Annotated in this window: 16 protein-coding genes and 2 pseudogenes; 10 read left to right on the top strand and 8 right to left on the bottom strand. The window is 71.8% G+C overall.

Annotated elements, in window-relative coordinates:
- Positions 1 to 178: 178 nt before the first annotated feature.
- Positions 179 to 1450, bottom strand: coding sequence for an MFS transporter (locus FCI23_RS30290; RefSeq protein ID WP_136727137.1), 1272 nt, complete (start codon positions 1448 to 1450; stop codon positions 179 to 181).
- Between the two features lie 162 nt (positions 1451 to 1612).
- Here FCI23_RS30290 and FCI23_RS30285 point away from each other — a divergent pair, with 162 nt between their 5' ends.
- The 4 genes from FCI23_RS30285 to FCI23_RS30270 are packed head-to-tail and all read left to right on the top strand — an operon-like array spanning position 1613 to position 6301.
- Entirely contained in the window at positions 1613 to 2230 is a 618-nt protein-coding gene (locus tag FCI23_RS30285; protein ID WP_136727136.1) for a hypothetical protein, read from the top strand.
- Positions 2230 to 2913 carry an ABC transporter ATP-binding protein gene (locus FCI23_RS30280; protein ID WP_136727135.1) on the top strand — a complete coding sequence of 228 codons (684 nt, stop codon included), beginning with the start codon at positions 2230 to 2232 and terminating at the stop codon, positions 2911 to 2913. Before FCI23_RS30285 ends, FCI23_RS30280 begins: the two co-directional genes overlap by 1 nt.
- Positions 2913 to 3662 carry an ABC transporter ATP-binding protein gene (locus tag FCI23_RS30275; protein WP_136727134.1) on the top strand — a complete coding sequence of 250 codons (750 nt, stop codon included), beginning with the start codon at positions 2913 to 2915 and terminating at the stop codon, positions 3660 to 3662. The genes FCI23_RS30280 and FCI23_RS30275 overlap by 1 nt, the downstream gene beginning before the upstream one ends.
- Positions 3659 to 6301: an FtsX-like permease family protein gene (locus tag FCI23_RS30270; protein WP_136727133.1), complete on the top strand. Its 2643-nt coding sequence runs from the start codon at positions 3659 to 3661 to the stop codon at positions 6299 to 6301. The genes FCI23_RS30275 and FCI23_RS30270 overlap by 4 nt, the downstream gene beginning before the upstream one ends.
- 489 nt (positions 6302 to 6790) lie before the next feature.
- Here FCI23_RS30270 and FCI23_RS30265 read toward each other — a convergent pair whose 3' ends face one another.
- Both FCI23_RS30265 and FCI23_RS30260 read right to left on the bottom strand, forming a co-directional pair.
- A complete protein-coding gene (locus FCI23_RS30265; protein WP_169317002.1) occupies positions 6791 to 8077 on the bottom strand; it encodes a HAMP domain-containing sensor histidine kinase in 1287 nt (428 codons plus the stop codon).
- 1 nt (position 8078) lies between these two features.
- Positions 8079 to 8774, bottom strand: coding sequence for a response regulator transcription factor (locus FCI23_RS30260; protein ID WP_136727131.1), 696 nt, complete (start codon positions 8772 to 8774; stop codon positions 8079 to 8081).
- Between the two features lie 123 nt (positions 8775 to 8897).
- On the opposite strand from FCI23_RS30260, the gene FCI23_RS30255 reads away from it, so the two are divergent.
- Positions 8898 to 9566, top strand: a complete 669-nt coding sequence (locus FCI23_RS30255; RefSeq protein ID WP_136727130.1) for a response regulator transcription factor — start codon at positions 8898 to 8900, stop codon at positions 9564 to 9566.
- Between the two features lie 7 nt (positions 9567 to 9573).
- Complete coding sequence (locus FCI23_RS30250; RefSeq protein ID WP_246144186.1) at positions 9574 to 10986, top strand: ATP-binding protein; 1413 nt, start codon at positions 9574 to 9576, stop codon at positions 10984 to 10986.
- A gap of 507 nt (positions 10987 to 11493) precedes the next feature.
- Here the strand turns inward: FCI23_RS30250 and FCI23_RS30245 are convergent.
- Complete coding sequence (locus tag FCI23_RS30245) at positions 11494 to 12150, bottom strand: DedA family protein (RefSeq protein WP_136727129.1); 657 nt, start codon at positions 12148 to 12150, stop codon at positions 11494 to 11496.
- Between the two features lie 68 nt (positions 12151 to 12218).
- On the bottom strand, positions 12219 to 13028 hold the full coding sequence (locus FCI23_RS30240) for a COG4705 family protein (RefSeq protein ID WP_136727128.1): 810 nt from the start codon (positions 13026 to 13028) through the stop codon (positions 12219 to 12221).
- A 274-nt stretch (positions 13029 to 13302) separates the two neighbouring features.
- On the opposite strand from FCI23_RS30240, the gene FCI23_RS30235 reads away from it, so the two are divergent.
- The 3 genes from FCI23_RS30235 to FCI23_RS60270 all read left to right on the top strand — a co-directional run bounded on the left by FCI23_RS30235 (position 13303) and on the right by FCI23_RS60270 (position 15428).
- Positions 13303 to 14124 (top strand): hypothetical protein, encoded by an 822-nt coding sequence (locus tag FCI23_RS30235; RefSeq protein WP_136727127.1) that lies wholly within the window; start codon positions 13303 to 13305, stop codon positions 14122 to 14124.
- Complete coding sequence (locus FCI23_RS56795; RefSeq protein WP_169317000.1) at positions 14121 to 14552, top strand: hypothetical protein; 432 nt, start codon at positions 14121 to 14123, stop codon at positions 14550 to 14552. Before FCI23_RS30235 ends, FCI23_RS56795 begins: the two co-directional genes overlap by 4 nt.
- Before the next feature lie 99 nt (positions 14553 to 14651).
- A complete protein-coding gene (locus FCI23_RS60270; protein WP_246144184.1) occupies positions 14652 to 15428 on the top strand; it encodes a polysaccharide lyase in 777 nt (258 codons plus the stop codon).
- On the opposite strand, the pseudogene FCI23_RS30225 reads toward FCI23_RS60270, so the two are convergent.
- Positions 15380 to 16087 (bottom strand): annotated as a pseudogene (locus FCI23_RS30225) (TerD family protein); the annotation flags it as partial. The gene FCI23_RS60270 and the pseudogene FCI23_RS30225 overlap by 49 nt on opposite strands.
- A gap of 120 nt (positions 16088 to 16207) precedes the next feature.
- Positions 16208 to 16354: pseudogene (locus FCI23_RS64640) on the bottom strand (IS256 family transposase); the annotation flags it as partial.
- Between the two features lie 557 nt (positions 16355 to 16911).
- Between FCI23_RS64640 and FCI23_RS30215 the strand changes: the two are divergent.
- Entirely contained in the window at positions 16912 to 17709 is a 798-nt protein-coding gene (locus FCI23_RS30215; RefSeq protein ID WP_246144183.1) for a serine hydrolase, read from the top strand.
- 108 nt (positions 17710 to 17817) lie between these two features.
- On the opposite strand, the gene FCI23_RS30205 is transcribed toward FCI23_RS30215, so the two are convergent.
- On the bottom strand, positions 17818 to 18348 hold the full coding sequence (locus tag FCI23_RS30205; protein ID WP_136727124.1) for a hypothetical protein: 531 nt from the start codon (positions 18346 to 18348) through the stop codon (positions 17818 to 17820).
- Positions 18349 to 18393 lie beyond the last annotated feature (45 nt).

The following is an 18393-nucleotide window of genomic DNA, read 5'->3' as shown; positions in this document are numbered from 1 at the left end:
GGGCTCCGCCCCCGCCCGACGGGCTGGATTGTGCTGACGTTGTGGGCAGGCGTGCCGCAGGGCCGAGCGAAGCGAGATGGGGGCACCTCCCGGCCGAAAGCTGGGGTAGGTAGCCGGGGGAGGGTGGGCACAACGCCGACCACCGGCCCGCACGAGGCAACCGTGCCCGCGGCAGCGGCTACGCGGCGGGCGCAGCCGGGCGGACGCGAGCCACTGCGGCGACCGCGCACGCGCTCACCGCGCCAAGCACAACCAGCGCGAACCACAGCAGCCCAGGCCCCCCGGCACGCTTCCCGGCGTCCCACGCAGCGCCGGTCGCGAAGTCCCCAACAGCCATGCCAATGCCGGAGATCGTGTTGTAGAACCCGTAATAGCTGGCGAAATATGTGCCGTCCGACAGCAGAGTGATCATCTCCAGCTCGAACGGATAGATGACGATGCCGCCTACCGCCAGCAGCAGCACGGCAGTCAGCGTCGGGGCCAGATCAAAGGGCTCGCCGAGTGACTCGGGCAGCCCGTGGTCGAGATCGCCGTACGGGAACGCCGCCGCGAGCGCGAGCGGCAAAAAGCCGAGCCCCATGATCACCAGCCCGCGCACCAGCGCCTGGGAAGGCGTCCAGCGGCGCCGCGCCCACGCGGTGACGCGGACCTGGCCGATCACCACCACGGCAGCGGACAGCACAAGCAGCGCGGTCATCCCGGCGCCGGAGTACGCGGGCCCCAGCACCCGGCGGACCTGGAGCGGGACGGCGAGGTAGACCTGGAAGGACAGGACGTACGAGCCGGTCATCGCGGCCGAGAAGCACAGGAAGCGGCGGTTGCGCAGCAGCGTGGGCAGACAGCCGCGCAGCGGCTGGGCCGCCGCTTCGACCTCGTACGGACGGCGGGGCAGCGTACGGACCTGTAGAACCGTCAGGGCCAGGAAGAGCCCGGCCGATACCGCGCACGCCAGCCGGAAGTCCAGGGCGATGAGCGCGACGCCCGCCAGCGGGCCGATGACCACGCCGGACTGCCGGAAGACATTCGACAGGGCGAAGACCTCCAGCCGCCGCTCGCCCGCGTGTTCGCTCAGGCAGCCGCGCACCGCCGGGCTGAAGAGCGCCCCCGCCAGCCCGGTCAGCCCAGCCGCCACCAGCAGCGACGGCAGGGAGTCGACGAACCCGAGCATCCCGAAGCCGACCGTGCGCAGCAGACAGCCCGCGATCACCAGCCGCCGCGCGCCGTAGCGGTCGGTGAGCATGCCGCCGAGCACGTACAGCCCCTGCTGGCTGAAGCTGCGCACTCCCAGCACCAGTCCGGCCACCCAGGTGGCGGTGCCCAGACCGGAGGTCAGATGCGTCGCCAGATACGGCATGAGCATGTAGAAGCCGGCCTTCATGAAGAACTGGTTGACCACGAGCACCTGAACCGCTCGCCCCACCCGCCGAAACTCCCGCAATGTGCTGATCATCAATGGATCTTAACCATGAGTGATCGGTTGGTGACAATCAGCGAATCGTGGCGTTAACCGTGCGCTAACCGCACGCGGCCCGGGCGCTGGCCGGCCGGCTCGTAGCGTCGGGCCCAAAGACGGTGGCCCTGCCGTCCCACTTTCGCGCGGAGGTGTCGCACCATGCGTCGTCGTCCCATTACCGCAGCGGCGGCCGGTCTGGTACTGCTGACCGGAACCGCTGTGGCCTGCTCCTCCTCATCCGGGTCATCCGGAACCTCGTCGGCGCCCCCCTCGTCCTCGGCCTCCTCCCCGGCCCCAGCCCATGAGTCGGCTCCACCCGGCGACATCCCCGATACCCAGGCGTACGTGCCGTGGTCGCCGTCCGCCGGCGGATTCACCGTGAAGGTGCCCGAGGGCTGGTCCCGTACGACGCAGGGCTCGGCGACGGTCTTCGCAGACAAGTTCAACAGCATCCGGATCGACAGCCTCGCCGCCGCCAAGGCTCCGACCGCCCAGTCCGTACGCTCCACCGACATCCCCGCGATCCAGGGCAAGAGCACGGGCTTCGCTCTCCGCCAGGTCACCGTCGTCCAGCGCAAGGGCGGCAGCCCGGTCATGGCCGAGTACCTCGCCGACTCCGCGCCCGACCAGGTGACCGGGAAGAGCGTCCAGCTGGACGTACAGCGGTACGCGTTCTTCAAGAGCGGCAAGGAGACCGTGCTGACCCTCTCCGGGGCCGTCAACGCGGACAACGTCGACCCCTGGAAGATCGTCACCGACTCCTTCCGGTGGTCCTGATGACCGCGACCACGGCCACGACCACGGCCACCGCACTCAGCGCCCACTCCCTGTACCGGTTCTTCCGGGCCGGCGACGAGGAGACCTTCGCGCTCCAGGGCGTCAGCTTCGACGCCGCCCCCGGCGAGATCGTCGCCGTGACCGGCCCTTCCGGATCGGGCAAGACCACGCTGCTCAACTGCCTCGCCGGGCTCGACGAGCCGGACGGCGGCACGGTGCATGTCGCCGGTGAACGGCTCAGCCATCGCGGTGAGCGGGAGCGCAGCAGCATCCGGGCCCGGCACATCGGAGTGCTCTTCCAGTCCAACAACCTCCTGGAGCATCTGACAGTGCGGGACAACATCGCCCTCGTACAGCGGCTGGCGCCCGGACCGGCGCCCGTGCCGCCCAAGGAACTCCTCGACCGGGTGGGTATCGGTGAGCGCGCGGGCGCCCTGCCGAACCAACTGTCCGGCGGCGAGGCCGCCCGCGCCGGCCTCGCCGTCGCCCTGGCCAACACACCCGCCGTCCTGCTCGCCGACGAACCGACCGGCGAGGTCGACGGCGAAACCGAACGGCGGCTGCTCACGCTGCTGCGCGAACGTGCCGCCGCCGGCACGGCGGTCGTCGTCGTCACCCACAGCCGCGCTGTGGCCGCCGTCGCCGACCGGGTGCTGCGGATGCGCGACGGGAGGTGGGTGTGATGGCCGTGCTCGCCAAGGACCAAGAACCCCTCGTACGCTGCGACGACGCGGCCCGCACCTACGGCCGCGGAAGCGGCGCCGTCGTCGCCGTCCACGGCGCCACCTGCACGGTGCCCCCAGGGGCCAGGATCGCCGTCGTCGGGCCCTCCGGCTCCGGCAAGTCCACGCTGCTGCACCTGATGGCGGGCCTCGACCGCCCCACCGCCGGCCGGGTCAGCCACCCTGGCCTGACGACGACGGGCGACGGGCTCGCCCGGCACATCGGCATGGTCTTCCAAGGCCCCAGCCTGCTGCCGCCGCTCACCGCCGTCGAGAACGTCGCCCTGCCGCTGCGCATCGACGGCGTACCCGAGGCCGAGGCAACCGCCCGTGCCCGGGCCGCCCTCGACAGCCTCCACCTGGACAGCCTGGCCGAGAAGCTGCCGGACGAGCTGTCCGCCGGCCAGGCCCAGCGGGTCGCCGTCGCCCGGGTGCTGGCCCGCAGGCCCCGGCTGGTCCTCGCCGACGAACCCACCGGCCAGCTCGACCGCGAGACCGGCCGCCATGTGCTGGCCGTCCTGCTCGCCGCCGCCGCCGAACTCGGTGCGGGCGTCGTCATCAGTACCCACGATCCCCGTGTCGCCGACGAGCTCGACACCCGCTGGCACATGGCCGACGGCCGCCTCGTCCGGCCGGGCGAGAAGACGGAAGCGGAACCGGAAGCAGAACCGGTTGGCGATCAGCGCAAATCACTTGGAGGCCCACGATGATCCGGATCTGGCTCGCCGGACTGCTGCGAAGGCGCGGCGGCAGACTGTTCGGCGCCGCGCTGGGCGTGGCCACGGCCGTGGCCTTGCTGGCCACCCTCGGCAGCTTCCTCTCCTCGACCCGGGCAACGATGACCGCCCAGGCCGTGCGCGAGGTCAACGTCGACTGGCAGGTGCAGGTCGCGACCGGCGCCGACCCGCAGTCGGTACTCACCACCGTACGGAACACCCCCGGCACCCGGACGGCGCTGCCCGTCGGATACGGCGACACCAGCGGCCTCAACGCCACGACCGGCGGCACCTCGCAGGCCACCGGGCCCGGTCAGGTGCTGGGGATCCCGGCCGGCTACGCATCCGCCTTCCCAGGGTCGATACGGGTGCTGGCGGGAAGCGGCAACGGCGTACTCCTCGACCAGCAAACCGCCGCCAACCTGCACGCCGCACCCGGCGACACCGTCAGCATCGCCCGGGCGGGACTGCCCGCCGTACCGGTGCGGATCGACGGCGTCGTGGACCTGCCGCACGCCGACTCGCTGTTCCAGAAGGTGGGCGCACCGGCGCAGTCACAGCCGTCCGCGCCGCCGGACAATGTCGTACTGCTGCCGCAGGACCGCTGGCACTCGGTGTTCGACCCGCTCGCCAAGATCCGCCCGGACCTGGTGCACCAGCAGGTGCACGTCCTGCGCAGCCACACCCTGCCGCACGACCCGGCGGCCGCGTACGGCTCCGAGACCGGCGCCGCGCACAACACCGAAGTGCGGCTGACCGGGGCCGGGCTGGTCGGCGACAACCTGGGGGCGGTGCTGGACGCCGCCCGGTCCGACGCCCTCTACGCCCAGCTCCTCTTCCTCTTCCTCGGCGTGCCCGGAGCACTGCTCGCGGGCGCCCTGACAGCGGCCGTCGCCTCGGCAGGCGCAGGACGGCGGCGCAAGGAACAGTCCCTGCTGCGCACCCGCGGCGCGACAGCGGGCCGACTCCTCGGGCTGGCCGCCGTCGAGGCCACCGTGGTAGCCGTACTCGGCGGCGCCGTCGGCCTGGCGATCGCGGCGGTGGTGGGGCGCACCGCCTTCACCTCGTCCGGGTTCGCGCTCAGCTGGGCGCTGACCGCGCTCGTGGTGGGCGCCGTCATCGCCGGCGCGACCGTACTGCTGCCCGCGCACCGCGACCTGCGCGGCGCGACGATCGTCTCCGGGCGGTCCACACTGGAGCGCCGCCATGTTCCGCGCTCGGCGGGCTGGGCGCTGGCGGCGGCACTACTTGCCGGTTCCCTCGCGATCTTCAGCGTCACCAGCCGCACCAACTACGCACTCGTCCTCGCCCCCGAAGGGACACCGGCCCTCTCGGTCGACTACTGGGCGTTCGCCGGCCCCGCCCTGCTGTGGGCGAGCGGCGCCCTGCTGGCCTGGCTGCTGATGGACCTCCTCCTACGGCGCGGACGGCCCGCCCTGACCCGGCTGCTGCGCCCGGCGGCGGGACCGCTGTCCGGCACCGTCGCCGCGAGCCTGTCCCGGCAGCGCGGCACCGTCGTCCGGGCCGTGGTGCTGTTGGCGCTCGCCGCCGCGTTCGCCACCTCGACGTCCGTCTTCAACTCCACGTACCGCCAGCAGGCCTGCGTCGACGCGGTGCTCACCAATGGCGCCGACGTCACCGTCACCGAGGCCGCCGCCTCCACCACCGGCCCCGCCGACACGGCCCGGGTCGCCGCGCTGCCCGGCGTACGACACGTCGAGCCGCTGCAGCACCGCTTCGCGTACGTCGGCGCCGACCTCCAGGACCTCTACGGGGTCCGGCCCTCCACCGTCGTCGGAGCCGGGCGTCTCCAGGACGCCTACTTCTCCGGCGGCACCGCCCAGCAGCTCATGGACCGTCTGGGGCAGCAACAGGACGGCCTGTTGGTCAGCGCCGAGACCGCGAAGGACTTCCAGCTCCACCCCGGCGACCAGGTGCGGCTGCGCCTCCAGGACGCCCGCACCCACCAACTGCGGCCCGTCACCTTTTACTTCACGGGTGTGGTTAAGGAGTTTCCCACCGCACCCAAGGACAGCTTCCTCATCGCCAACTCCGCGTACGTCGCCCGGATGACCGGCAACAACGCGGTCGGCACCCTCCTCGTCGACACCGGCGGCACTGGCCAGAACGCCGTCGCCGCGCACGTACGCTCCACCCTCGGCCCCACCGCCCACGTCACCGACCTCAACTCCGCCCGCACCGTCGTCGGCACCAGCCTCACCGCCGTCGACCTCAGCGGCCTCACCCGCGTCGAGCTCGGCTTCGCCCTCGTCCTCGGCGCCGCCGCCGGCGGCCTCGTCCTCGCCCTCGGCCTCGCCGAGCGCCGCCGCACCCTCGCCCTCGCGTCCGTCCTGGGCGCCCGGGGCCGCCAACTCTCCGGCTTCGTCTGGAGCGAGGCTGCGCTGGTGGCCGTCGCGGGCGGGGCATGCGGCGCGGCACTGGGTTGGGCCCTGTCCCAAATGCTGGTCAAGGTCCTCACCGGCGTCTTCGACCCGCCCCCGGACCGGCTCGCCGTGCCCTGGTCCTACCTCACCGCCCTCGTGGTCGCCGTCGCCCTGGCCCTCGCGGCCGCCGCGTACGCCGCCGCCCGGCACGCCAGGCAGCCCCCGCTCACCGAACTCCGCGAGCTCTAGGGCCTGTCCGGCCGATCTCCGTGGGAGAAGGAGCGGGGTCTGGCGCCTGTGATCGCAAGGCGGAGGTGGGGGCACCTCCCAGCGGTAGCTGCGGGAGGAGGCGACGCGATGGGGGTCCCCCCTGCTCGAGCGGAGCCGAGAGCTTGGTGGGGGCACCTCCCGGACGGAGTCTGGGGGAACGACAACGCCGCGAGCTCCCCCAGCTACCGCTGGGAGGTGCCCCCAGTGCCAGGGCACGCGACGCCGCGGAGATCGGCCGGACAGGCCCTAGGCCCGGGGACCGCCTGCGGCGGGCCTTCTCCCCCAACCCTCACCCTCCCCTTCCCGAACCTGGGCAACACCCCAGCCCGTCCGGCGTCTGAGGACTGGGGGTCCCACCACGCCCGCCAGGGCGTAGGGGGCGGTCTGGGGCGGAGCCCCCCACGCGGCGCCAGCCGCAAATCGGACGCAGCCAGGAAGGGGCGGGGAGGGGGAAAGCGCCGCAGGCGCCTAGCCGCCCGGCGCGGCGACGAGCCAGGTGAAGCGGGGGCCCGGCCCGGGCCGGGAAAGGAAGAGGCGGCCCCCTTCCGTGTCGACAAGCGAGCGGGCCAGCGCAAGACCAATGCCGTGACCATCCCCATTGCCTTGCCGACGCCCGAAGGGGTCAAGGTCATCGGGAACCCCAAACCCCTCGTCCTCGACGTCGATGGCAAGAACACCGGCAGTCTCCCGGGCCCGCACCGTCACAGCCCCACGCCCATGCGCCGCAGCGTTCCCGACCAGAACATCAAGCACCTGCCGCCCCGCCCGCTGCGAGCCGACCGCCCCGGGCAGCTCGTTGTCCGTGACGATACGCAAGGGCCGCCCGGCAGCGGCAAGCTCCCCGTGCCAGCGACTCTCAACCTCCGCAAGCAGAGCCCCGACATCAAGAGGCGCGCGCTCCGGAACATCCCGGGCCAAGGCGAGCAGGTCGGTGAGAGTGGCCTCCATACGGTTCAGGGACTCCAGGGCGGAGCCCATCGCTCCGTAGGGATCGGCGCGGTCGCGCGCCGCCAGCGCGCTCTCCAGCTCCAGGCGGGTCCCGGTGAGAGCGGTCCGCAGTTGATGGGAGGCGTCCGCGCTGAAGGAGCGTTCGCGCTGGACCAGCCGGTCGATGCGTTCGGCGGCGCGGTTGAGCGCGCCGCCGACCTCGTCGGCCTCGGGGAGGCCGGAGGGGGCGGCGCGGGCGGCGAGGTCGCCGGTCTCCAGGCGTCCGGCGGTCGCCGCCAGGGCCTCGAGCGGGTGGGCCAGTCGCCGGCTGGACCGTACGGCGACGAGCACGCCCACGCCGACCGCGAGCGCCGCCAGCCCGCCCATGGCGGCCCAGGTGAGCACGGCCCGGTGCACCGGCTGGGCGGCGGAGGAACTCACCCGTACCACCGCCCGGATCTGCTCCCCGGAGCCCACCGGAACCGCGACCACCAGCCTGCCGCCGAGGGTCGCCGAAGAGGCCCGGCCGGCCATCGCCCCGCGCACCGGCCCGTCCCCGGTTGCGGGACCGGAGCCGGTGACAAGGCGCGCGCCGGTGTCGTACACGGCGATTCGGGTGCCGCCCTCGGTGCGGGGCAGTTCCATCGGATCGCCGGAACCGCGCAGCTGCCTGGGCACGCTCACCGCGACCTGGTCGGCGGTCTGCTGAAGCTCACGCACCTCGTCCTGGCGGTACAGCCGCAGCGCCGCGACGCCCAGGGGCACGGCGAACAGCAGCACCGCGCACACCACGGCCGCGACGGTCGCCCGCAGGATGCGGCGGCGCATGTCAGCCGCCGCCCGTGCCCTGGTTCGGCGGTTCCAGGCGGTAGCCGAAGTGCCGCAGGGTGGTGATCGGGAGCCGGTCGCCGAGCTTGCGGCGGAGCGCCGCGACATGCACGTCGAGGGTCTTGGTCGGGCCGAACCAGTTCTCGTCCCAGACCTGGCTCATCAGCTCCTCCCGGCTGATCGCCTCCCCGGGCGACGCGGCCAGCCGGGCTAGCAGGTCGAACTCCCTCGGCCGCAGCTCAACCTCACCTGTAGGGGTGAAACAGCGACGCGAGGCCCGGTCCACCAGCAGCGACCCGACACGAATCCGTGCCGCCGCACCGTCCTTGCCCGGCGCGGCCCGGCGCAGATGCGCGGCCAGCCGGGCCTGGAGTTCGGCGAGCCGGAACGGTTTGGTCAGATAGTCGTCCGCGCCGGATTCCAAGGCCTGTATGACATCCATCTCATCCGTACGGGCGGTCAGCACGACCAGAACCGCGTCGGGCGCCCGCTCCCGCAGCCTGCGGCACAACTCGAAACCGTCCATGTCGGGCAGCCCGAGATCGACCAGCATCAACTCCACGGGCTCCCGGGCAGCCCGGGCCAGGGCGGTCGCGCCATCACGGCACCACTCGGCGTCGTGGCCGAGGGCGTGCAGTGTCTCCGCCAGCCTCCCGCCGATGGCGGGATCGTCCTCGATCACCACGATGCGTGCCACGGCACCACGCTAGCGCGACGGCCGCGACAAACACGGTGCTCACAGCGCACCGGAACCTGTACAGAACCTGAGCACGTACACCGCCGATCCGGTGTTCCGGGGGCGGCGGGTAATACTGGCGGGGTGACCGCCCACCGCGTTCTGGTCGTCGAGGACGACCACGGACTCCGCGACGTACTCGCCCGTGGCCTGCGTGAAGAGCACTTCGAGGTGCTCACCGCCGCCGACGGAGCCGGTGCGCTGCGCACCGTCCTCAACCGCGTGGTGGACGCGGTAGTCCTCGACGTCGGCCTGCCCGACTCCGACGGCCGCGACGTCTGCCAGGCGATGCGCGCCGCCGGGATAGACGCCCCGGTCGTCTTCCTCACAGCCCGCGACAACCTCGCCGACCGGCTCTCCGGCTTCTCCGCGGGCGGCGACGACTACCTGGCCAAGCCCTTCCACCTGGTCGAGCTCGCCGCCCGGGTGCGGGCGGCACTCCGCCGCGCCGGGCGCGAATCCTCCGTCGAGGTCGAGGAGCTGCGGCTCGACCCGGTCCAGCACGTGATGGAGGTACGCGGGGTGCCGGTGGCCCTCACCCCCACCGAGTTCCGGCTGATGGCCTGCCTGATGGCCGCCCCCGGCGCGGTGGTCCGCCGACGGGTGCTGCTACGTGCGGCCTGGCCCGAGGGCGCCCAGGTCAGCGACAACACCCTCGACCAGTACCTGGCCCGCCTGCGGCGCAAGCTGCGTGACGCGGACAGCCCGCGCAGCATCGGCACGGTACGAGGCGTGGGCTACCGCTTCGCATGAGGCGGCCATGAAGCGAGCCACAAGCCGGGCCGCAAGACGGCTCCTCCTTATGCGGATGCGGCTGCCCGGACCGGCCACCCTGCGGGGCCGCCTCGCACTGCTCGCGCTGGTCACCACAGCGGCCTGGGTCGTGCTGCTCACGGTCGGCTTCAACCTCGTCCTCGCCACCCGGCTGCGCGAACAGGCCGACGGACTGCTGCGCACCCGGGCCGCCGCCGTCGCGGCGACCATCGAGGTCCAGTCGGGTGGGCGTCTCACCGTCAACGAGCCGACGGACGACCGCGCCCTCGACGTCGGCACCTGGATCTACCAGGGCCATCGCGCGATCGAACGCCCCGTCGCGCCCAGCGGCCTCCAGCAGCGGGCGGATCTGCTCGCCGGGCACGGCCACCACTTCGTACAGACCTCGGAGCCCTACGCCTCCCGGCTCTACGCCCTGCCCGTCCAGTCCGGGGGACACCAGGTCGGCACGGTGGTCGCCTCCGTCAACCTCGACCCCTACCGCAGCACCGCCGACTCCGTCCTGGCCGGGTCGGCGATCCTCGCGGCGCTGCTGCTCGGCGGCATATACCTCGTCACCCGTACGGTCGTCGGGCGGGCGCTGCGGCCCGTCGCCGAAATGAGCGCCCAGGCCGCGCAGTGGAGCGAGCGCGGCGCCGCCGAACGCTTCGGCACCGCCGCCGGTACCGCCGCCCGCCCCGCCGAGCTCACCGCCTTCGCCGCCAACCTCGACGAACTGCTCGACCGGCTGGCCGCCGTACTCCGCCACGAACAGCAGCAGTCCGCCGAGCTCTCCCACGAACTGCGCACCCCGCTGGCCCGCATCACCGCCGAGACCGACTGGCTCACCGCCCGCAAACGGAGCGCGTCCGAACAACGCGCCTCCCACGAGGCCATCGCCGCTGCCGCCGCCACCATGCAGCGCATCTGCGAAACCCTGCTCTCCGAGTCCCGCACCCGCACCGCCCAGGTCCCCGGCCGCTGCGCCCTGCTCGACCTGGCCCACGCCCTCGCCCGCCGCGCCGCCGCCGAACACCCCGGCGCCCCGCCCATCTCCGTACGCGGCACCCACGTCACCGCCGGGGTCTCCGCCGCCGTCGCCGAGCGAATCCTCACCCCCCTCCTGGACAACGCCCGCCGCTACGCCGCCCACACCATCACCGTCCACTGCGCCCCCGTCCCCGGCGGCATCCACCTCACCGTCTCCGACGACGGCCCCGGAGTCCCCGCCTCCATCGGCCCCGCCATCTTCGAACCCGGCCGCCGCGCCGACCCCTCCGACAACCACGACGGCGCCGGCCTCGGCCTGGCCCTGGCCCGCCGCCTGGCCCGCGCAGCCGGCGGCGACATCGACCTCGACCTGGCGCCCCCAAAACCCGGCACCGGCGCGCGCTTCGTCGTCCGGCTCCCTGCGGGGTAAGGCAGCCGCCTCCACGACGCCGACGCCGCTGCCGCCAGGGACCACACGGCTACGGCCTCGCCCCCTGCCCTGACAGCGACAAGCTGCCCCGGACGACCCGAGCGCCACGCTCGCCGGTCAGCCCGACGTCGCCCGGCCCCCTCGACCAGGCATACGAGGCGGCCCCGGAGACGGTCCGCTAGAACGGGGTGAATCGAGGCGTCGAAGTCGTACTACCCCACCCTGCTCGCACTCCAGCGTCCAGCGCGGTGTACCCGCCGGGCACAACGAGCGCGGCTGCTGGGACGGCCAGCCCGTGTACGCACCCACCGCACCGAACGCACCCAACGCACCCAACGAAGACAAACCCATCCCACGCGTGACCTGCGACCACGACTGCGGCTGCCGACGCCCGGCGATCAGCGGCGTGTAAGAGGCCGCGCGAATAGGTGGGGCGGCCTCTAAGCGCGACTGTCCACACGGTCGTAGGCGGCCGCAGGCGGAACCCGCACCGGCAGCGACGCGGCGTCAGCTCACGGAGTCGCGCGTCGCCTCGCGGCGCTCGGCGCGGGCGCGGCGCACCTCAAGCACGACCGGGATCAGGGAGAGGATCACGACGACCGCGATGATCGGCAGCAGGTACTGGTCGATGCCGGGAATGGACGCACCAAGGATGTGACCGGCGATCGTGACGCCGAGCGACCACCCGAGGCCGCCGATGACCTGCCAGAGGGTGAAGACCCGGGCCGGCACCTCGAGGGCGCCGGCCAGCGGATTGAGCACCGTACGCACAAGCGGAATGAATCGGGCGAGGACGATCGCCTTGCCGTAACCGTAGCGCTCAAGGAGCTGGGCGGAGCGCTCGGCGGCCTCATGGAGCCTGGCGTTCTTGGACCGGGTCAGCAGGGCGGGCCCGGCCCGGCGGCCGAGGAGGTAGCCGGTCTGGGCCCCGGCCACGGCGCCGACCGCCGCCGCGAGGAGCACGTACGGCAGCGACAGATGCACGGTGGCAGTCGCGCTGGTCGTGGTGAAGAGGCCCGCCGTGAAGAGCAGCGAGTCGCCCGGCAGGAAGAAACCGACGAGCAGACCGGTCTCCGCGAAGAGCACGGCCATGATCCCCAGTGCGCCGAACGTGGACAGCAGCGACGTCGGATCCATGATGTTCACCGCGAGTGCCGACCCCATGCCGCGTTCCTCACCGTAGTCCTGCGATACCTAACTTCTACAACAACGTAAATACTACTGCCTCTGGCTCAGGCTTCTTCCGCCGTCCGGAGAACAGTCAGGTCCTTGCGCGTCACGGTCAGGTAGACAACGAGAGCAAGAATTGTGACGAGGAAGATCGCGCTGGTCCCGACGGTGCCGAGGCCCAGGCCGCCGTCGCCGGTCGGCTGGGACAGGTAGTCGCCGATGGAGGCGCCGAGCGGGCGGGTCAGGACGTAGGCGATCCAGAAGGCCAGCACGGCGTTGAGCTTGAACTTAACGTGTGCGACGGTCACGACCGCAATCAGCGCGCCGAAGAGCAGGGCCGACGGCCAGTAGCCCACGTTCAGCCGCTCGGCGGTGAGGTCACCGGCCGAGGTGCCGAGGGCGAAGGTGAAGAGGATGGCCAGCCAGTAGAAGGCCTCCCGCCGGGGGGTGCGGATGCTGTGGATGGAGAGCGTCTTCTCGCTGGCGTACCAGGCACCGAAGGAGATCGCCAGCAGTATGGCGAAGACGATGGTGGTCGTGGTGAGGGCCACGCCGAAGTTGTCGGTCAGGTTGTCGCTGACCAGGGTGCCGACGACGCTGATCAGGACGACGGCGAGCCAGTAGATGCCGGGGACGTACTTGGTGGCCTTGAACTGGAAGAACAACGTGATGAGCAGTAGGACCGTCATGACGTAGGACGTGTTGGTCAGGCCCATGTTCAGATTTGTATTGAGGAAGTCCGCCGCGGTCTCACCCACCGTGGTGCACAGGATCTTGATGATCCAGAAGTAGATCGTGACCTCGGGGACCTTGCTCAGCAACTGCTGGCTGCGGGACGCGGTGGCCCCGAGCTCTTCCGTGTTGGTGGTCATGATGCGCCACGCTGGCACAGACCACCTGAACACAACCTGACTGCTTCTCGCTCACCCGCCACCCGGGCCCCGCATGCTTCAAGGGCCCCTCGCCGACGACAAGAGTGACACCCGCGCCCGAGAAGGTTCGTACTCCCGTCGGACTCCCGTCGGACGGCCACCAGACGCCCACCGGACGTCAAACAACGTCAAACAACATGGCCGGCGGCCCGTGACCAGCGGCGGAGGGCAGGTTCCTCGACCTGTTCCGGCCGCGGAAGCCCCCATCTTTGCTGTGCTGCTCACCCCGGGCACCACCCTGAGGATCGGGCCGGTGACCAAGAAGGTCCTGTTCACCGCCGGTACGACGGCGGCCTCGGGGACCTGGATACGCGGCAGCCGCGCCACCCTGGACGTACGCGGCACCACCCTCGGCTCGGTCGACACGAACGGCCGTGAGACCTCGGCGGCGGGTACCGCCGGGAGCCCGTACATCCTCATGGGAGCGGGCGGACAGCTGGACATCACCGACAGCACGATCACCGGCTTCGGCCTCCCCGGCACCGGCCACGCCGGATTCTCCGGCGTCACCTGGGGCAAGGGCAGCACCGGTTACGCGGTCGGCTCCTCGTTCGTCGGCAACCGCACCGGCCTGCGGCTCGCCGGATCCAGCGGCGTGCGGCTGTCCAAAGTCACCGTCAAGGGCTCCGTCGGCGACGGCGTCGTACTGAACGGCGACACCGGCACCACCGTCCAGAACCTGACCTCACAGGGCAACGGCCGCAACGGCCTGGCCGCCGGCGGCACCGACCAGCGGAATCTGAGCGGCATCTCCACCGGCGTACACCAACTCCACCGGCCGCCCGACGAACCTCACCTTCAGCGGGAACTCCTTCAACGGCTCCGGCAGCAACGCGATCAAGCTCAACCAGAGCGACGGCACGGTCTTCACCGGGAACACCTTCACCGGAACCTTCGGCTCCGGGGTGCTCACGCAGCACCGGAACCGTCTTCTCCGGCAACACGGCACCCTCCTCGCTGGGCTACTCCATCAAGGGGGACGCCACCACTCCCGGCAGCGTCATCTTCAAGGACGCCAAGGCGCCCACGACGGTGACCGTCGACAGCGCCAGCTCGGCGTCCTTCACCAGCACCAAGGGCACCGTCTACAAGGTCGGCGCCTATCCCTCCGTCACCACCGCGCTCACCACAAGCGGCGGCACCACGACACTGACCCTGGCATCCACCAGCGCCTCCGCCGTGACCGTCACCCCGCTGCCGCTGGCCGTCCTGCCCGGCAGCGGCAGCGCCACCGCCCGGGTCCCGAGCGGAGCGGCGTCGTACGAGGCCGTCGTCGCATCCGGTACCTCCGGCACCGACCTGGCCTTCAGCGCCTCCGGGCTCACCCCCGGCGCCGCGTACGCCCTCACCGCGGGCGGCACCACCGTGGCCACCGGCACCGCCTCTTCCACCGGTGACCTGACGCTGCACGCCACCACGTCCAGCACGGCAGAGGTGGACTACCGCATCGTCAGCGCCGCCTGAACGGAGGCGTAAGCGCGCAGGCACAAGCGCGCACGCAGTACGCAGTACGCAGCAACGGGGGACGGGGCACTGGCGCCCAAGGACAGGAGCATCAGCACCATGCGCAGACGGCAGATCATCGCAGCGAGCGCGACCGCGGTCACGGCAGCCGCCGCCGCTCTCGCCGGATGCTCCACGAGCGGGTCCCGCCCGCGCGCGTCCCAGAGCGCCACCCCCACCTCCGGCACTCCGCTGAGCCGGGACGCGGCCTCCGTGTCCCGGTTCTTCGGACCCAAACTGCTCGCCCGCAGCGACGGCTCCTTCGGACTCTCCCGCGCCCTGCTGCTGGACCAGCCGCACTCGGCCCTCGGCCGCCTGCTCCGGGTGCGGTACCCGGCCCGCTCGGCCAGCCCGACCGTCACCAGGCAATACCACGACCCCGAGGGCGGGGCCCAGCTCTACCTCGCCCTGCGCTCCGGGCCGACGGACACCCTTCACCTGCGCTACTACGTCCGCTTCCCGCCGGAGTTCGACTTCGTCAAGGGCGGCAAGCTCCCCGGCCTCTACGGCGGATCCGTCACCGGCGGCAGGCACATCCCGGACGGTTCGGACGGCCTCTCCACCCGCTACATGTGGCGCAAGGGCGGCACCGCGGAGGTGTACGCGTACCTCCCGACCTCCGTCGAACACGGCACCTCACTCGGCCGCGGCGAGTGGCTGTGGCCCACCGGCCGCTGGACCTGCGTGGAGCAGGCCGTACACCTCAACACCCCCGGCCGCGCCGACGGTTCGGTCACCGTGTTCCTCGACGGCGCCCGCGTACTGCGCAGCGCCGGCCTGGAATTCCTGTGCTCCGCGATCGTCAGATACGCGTACCCGCTCGCCGCCACCCGGTGAAAGAGCGAAGTCCCGTCCGGCCCTTCCGCCCCCAGCTGCCCCTGCGCCGCCATCACCCCGGCATGCGCCCGCGCCGCAGCGACCAGCCGCGCATCCAGCGCCAGCGCCGGCACGCCGCTGCGCGACCGTTCGGCATTGACCAGCCCCACGAAGCCCCCGTCAGCCCCACCAGAGCTACCGTCGTCCGCCACATCGACCCCGAAGTCCCGCGCCACTCCGGCCAAGCCGTCCGCGTACCCCTGCCCGAGAGCCCGCAGCTTCCATTCCGTCCCGCGCCGGTAGATCTCCGCCAGCAACAACACGGTCTCCTGCGTCGGACGCGGCGGAATGAACCGCGCCACCAGCATCCCGTCGCTCCCCATCACACTCATCACCGGCACCGGCAACCGCCCCATCGGCGTCCCCGGCTCAGCCGGGCTCACCACCACCGTGACCCTGCTCGCCCCCGCCCGCAGCCGCCTCGGGTCCACCATGACCGTGTCCCCGTCCAGCCGAGCCCCGGGCGCGACAGGCTGGTTGAAGAACACAAAGTCCTCGTCCCCCGCGACCTTCCCTCCATGACCCGTGATCAGCACCGACACATCGAACGGCCCCCGCACCCGTATCACGAGCACGCCGACCGGCATCGCCTGATTGCCTCCGGGAACCAAGTCGCCCATCGCCGCCCCTCGCTTTCACCCCCTCCTTCGACCAACGTCCCCGCCCCGCAGCCGGTTCCGGCGGGGTGCGGCGGGGTGCGGCGGGGTGGGTACGCGCGGGCATTCCCACCGCCGCGCACGCTCGTCCATCTCGGCTTCCAGCGCGTCCTGCAGCAGGTGCTTGGCCAGCTGCTGCGTCCCGCCCACCCGGGCCTGCTCAGCCGCCGGCTCGGCGACCGACGCCACCACATCCGACCCGGCACCGCCGGCCTTCTTCCTGGGACCCACGCCCAAGACATCGACCGTTTCCGCTTCCGAGGTAACCGATTCCTCAGGAACCGACTCAATGTGGGGGGCGCGGGTCGCCGAGGGGCGGCGGGCGGGCAGGCGCGGTGACCCATGCTTCGGCGACGGTGGCGTGAGGTGCCGCGCCGTTTCGCCCCGCCACCCACCCACCCGACACCCGGCCAACGGACAGGAGGCCCCTCCCCCCTCATCCGTAGCCAGCCGCCTTTGTCTTTGCGACCGCAGGGAGCGACGCCCGCCAGAACCCGGGACTCGTGCACCAGCCAAGTGCCGTGAGGCCCTTCCGCATGCCGAAGCGGCTGGCACAGCCGGGGCAGCCGGGGCAGCCGTAACCACCTTTCCCACCGTCTGCAATCCGCTACCCGGCGGGGCGGAGGCGGTATCGGCCACCGATATGGCCAAGCTCTCGGTCCGGCGGGGGTAGCCGGACAACCTAAGCGTCTGCTGAAGTGTCCTGTTCATGAGCGTTGGCCAAAGCAACACGGAACAGGGACGGAATTTCTGTGCACATACCCCACATATCGCGCATATCGGCGGCCTTGGCCGCCACTTCACTCGTAGGTGTGCTCGCGGCAGCCGGTCCCGCCGTCGCGACCACCCCGACAGTGACCTGTTCCTCCGCGAAGTCGGGTCTGGCCAAGAAACTGACGACGGACATCACAGCCGCACTGAAGGGCCGCAATAGCACGACAGCGGTCGCGCTCTACGACCGCAGCACAAGCACCACCTGCACCTACAGATCGAGCACGAAATACGATTCGGCGAGTGTGGTGAAGGCCACAGTGCTCGCGGCACTGCTGCGGCAGGCGCAGGAAGCCAACCGGGTACTGACGACGCGTGAGAAGACTCTCGCTACCGCGATGATCACGAAGTCGGACAACGACGCGACCACCACGCTCTGGAAGCAGGTCAAGGTCAGTGGCGTCCAGCACTTCCTGACCCTCGCCAAGATGACGTCCACCACCCCCGGCGCGAACGGCTACTGGGGCCTCACCCAGATCACCGCCGGTGACGAGGTGAAGCTGCTGAAGCTGCTGACCGCGAGCAACACCGTCCTGACCACTGCTTCACGGACGTACGAGCTGGGCCTGATGAACAAGGTCATCTCCAGCCAGCGCTGGGGCGTGCCGGCCGGTGCCCCGAGCGATGCGACGGTCCAAGTGAAGAACGGCTGGCTGTCGCGCGCGACACACAAGTGGCGGGTGCACAGCATCGGAGCGTTCACCGGTAAGGGCAATGACTACGGGATCGTGGTGCTGTCGCAGGACGACAGCACCATGAGTTACGGCATCACGAGCATCGAGCGCATCGCCCGCGCCATCCACAGCGACCTGTGACTCCGGCTCCCGCTTCCGCTTCCGCTTCCGCTTCGACTTCGGCTCCGGCTCCGGCTCCGGCTCCGGCGGACGTCAGACGGCCCGGCCCGGCTGAGAGCGACGCAAATCTCACGGCCGGGGCGGCACCGTGCCGTGCAGACGGGCGCCCGTGACGTCCAGCACAACCGGGTGCCGGCTGGTCCCCGTGGGAACCTCGACGTGCCGTGGACGCCCGTCGGCGCCGAGGGTGAGCAGCAGACGCAGGGCGGCGTCGAGCGGGCCGGGCGCGTATCCCCGGCCGGTCCAGGCGGCGCGGGGGAGCTGGCGGCCCTCGCGAAGGGCCTCGGCGGGGGAGCGGAGGGCGACGCCGCTGTGGGCCACCGCGACCCCGGAGGGATCCCAGGCGAGGAGGCCGGAGTCGCCGCCGGGTGCTTCGTAGGAGGCGAGGGCGCGGTGGCGGCGGTAGTCGACGGCGCCGCGCACCACGATCGCGTGGTCACCGGACGGCACCGTGGCGATGACCTCGGCGGGGGTGGCGTCAAGGGCCCGGACGCCGGTGTGGGGCGTGGCCGGGGCGGGGGGCCGGGCGCAGCCGGGGAGGGCGTGCGCCGCCGCGAGGGCGACGACGGCGGCCATGACGTGACGCACGGTGCGGGGCATGGTGCGGTTTATACGGCGCCGAGCCGCCCCCGGGCTGGAGAAGGG

Origin of the sequence: Actinacidiphila oryziradicis, assembly GCF_005047355.1 — a bacterium.
In the GTDB taxonomy this organism is placed as follows: Bacteria; Actinomycetota; Actinomycetes; order Streptomycetales; family Streptomycetaceae; genus Actinacidiphila; species Actinacidiphila oryziradicis.
The sequence above is the reverse complement of the archived record's forward strand: the minus strand, read 5'-3'. Positions and strand labels throughout refer to the sequence as shown.

Excerpts from the sequence above, each read along its gene's own strand:
- FCI23_RS30290 (WP_136727137.1), bottom strand. The coding sequence starts at position 1,450 with ATGATCAGCACATTGCGGGAGTTTCGGCGGGTGGGGCGAGCGGTTCAG.
- FCI23_RS30285 (WP_136727136.1), top strand. The coding sequence starts at position 1,613 with ATGCGTCGTCGTCCCATTACCGCAGCGGCGGCCGGTCTGGTACTGCTG.
- FCI23_RS30280 (WP_136727135.1), top strand. The coding sequence starts at position 2,230 with ATGACCGCGACCACGGCCACGACCACGGCCACCGCACTCAGCGCCCAC.
- FCI23_RS30275 (WP_136727134.1), top strand. The coding sequence starts at position 2,913 with ATGGCCGTGCTCGCCAAGGACCAAGAACCCCTCGTACGCTGCGACGAC.
- FCI23_RS30270 (WP_136727133.1), top strand. The coding sequence starts at position 3,659 with ATGATCCGGATCTGGCTCGCCGGACTGCTGCGAAGGCGCGGCGGCAGA.
- FCI23_RS30265 (WP_169317002.1), bottom strand. The coding sequence starts at position 8,077 with ATGCGCCGCCGCATCCTGCGGGCGACCGTCGCGGCCGTGGTGTGCGCG.
- FCI23_RS30250 (WP_246144186.1), top strand. The coding sequence starts at position 9,574 with ATGAAGCGAGCCACAAGCCGGGCCGCAAGACGGCTCCTCCTTATGCGG.
- FCI23_RS30245 (WP_136727129.1), bottom strand. The coding sequence starts at position 12,150 with ATGGGGTCGGCACTCGCGGTGAACATCATGGATCCGACGTCGCTGCTG.
- FCI23_RS30240 (WP_136727128.1), bottom strand. The coding sequence starts at position 13,028 with ATGACCACCAACACGGAAGAGCTCGGGGCCACCGCGTCCCGCAGCCAG.
- FCI23_RS60270 (WP_246144184.1), top strand. The coding sequence starts at position 14,652 with ATGCGCAGACGGCAGATCATCGCAGCGAGCGCGACCGCGGTCACGGCA.
- FCI23_RS30205 (WP_136727124.1), bottom strand. The coding sequence starts at position 18,348 with ATGCCCCGCACCGTGCGTCACGTCATGGCCGCCGTCGTCGCCCTCGCG.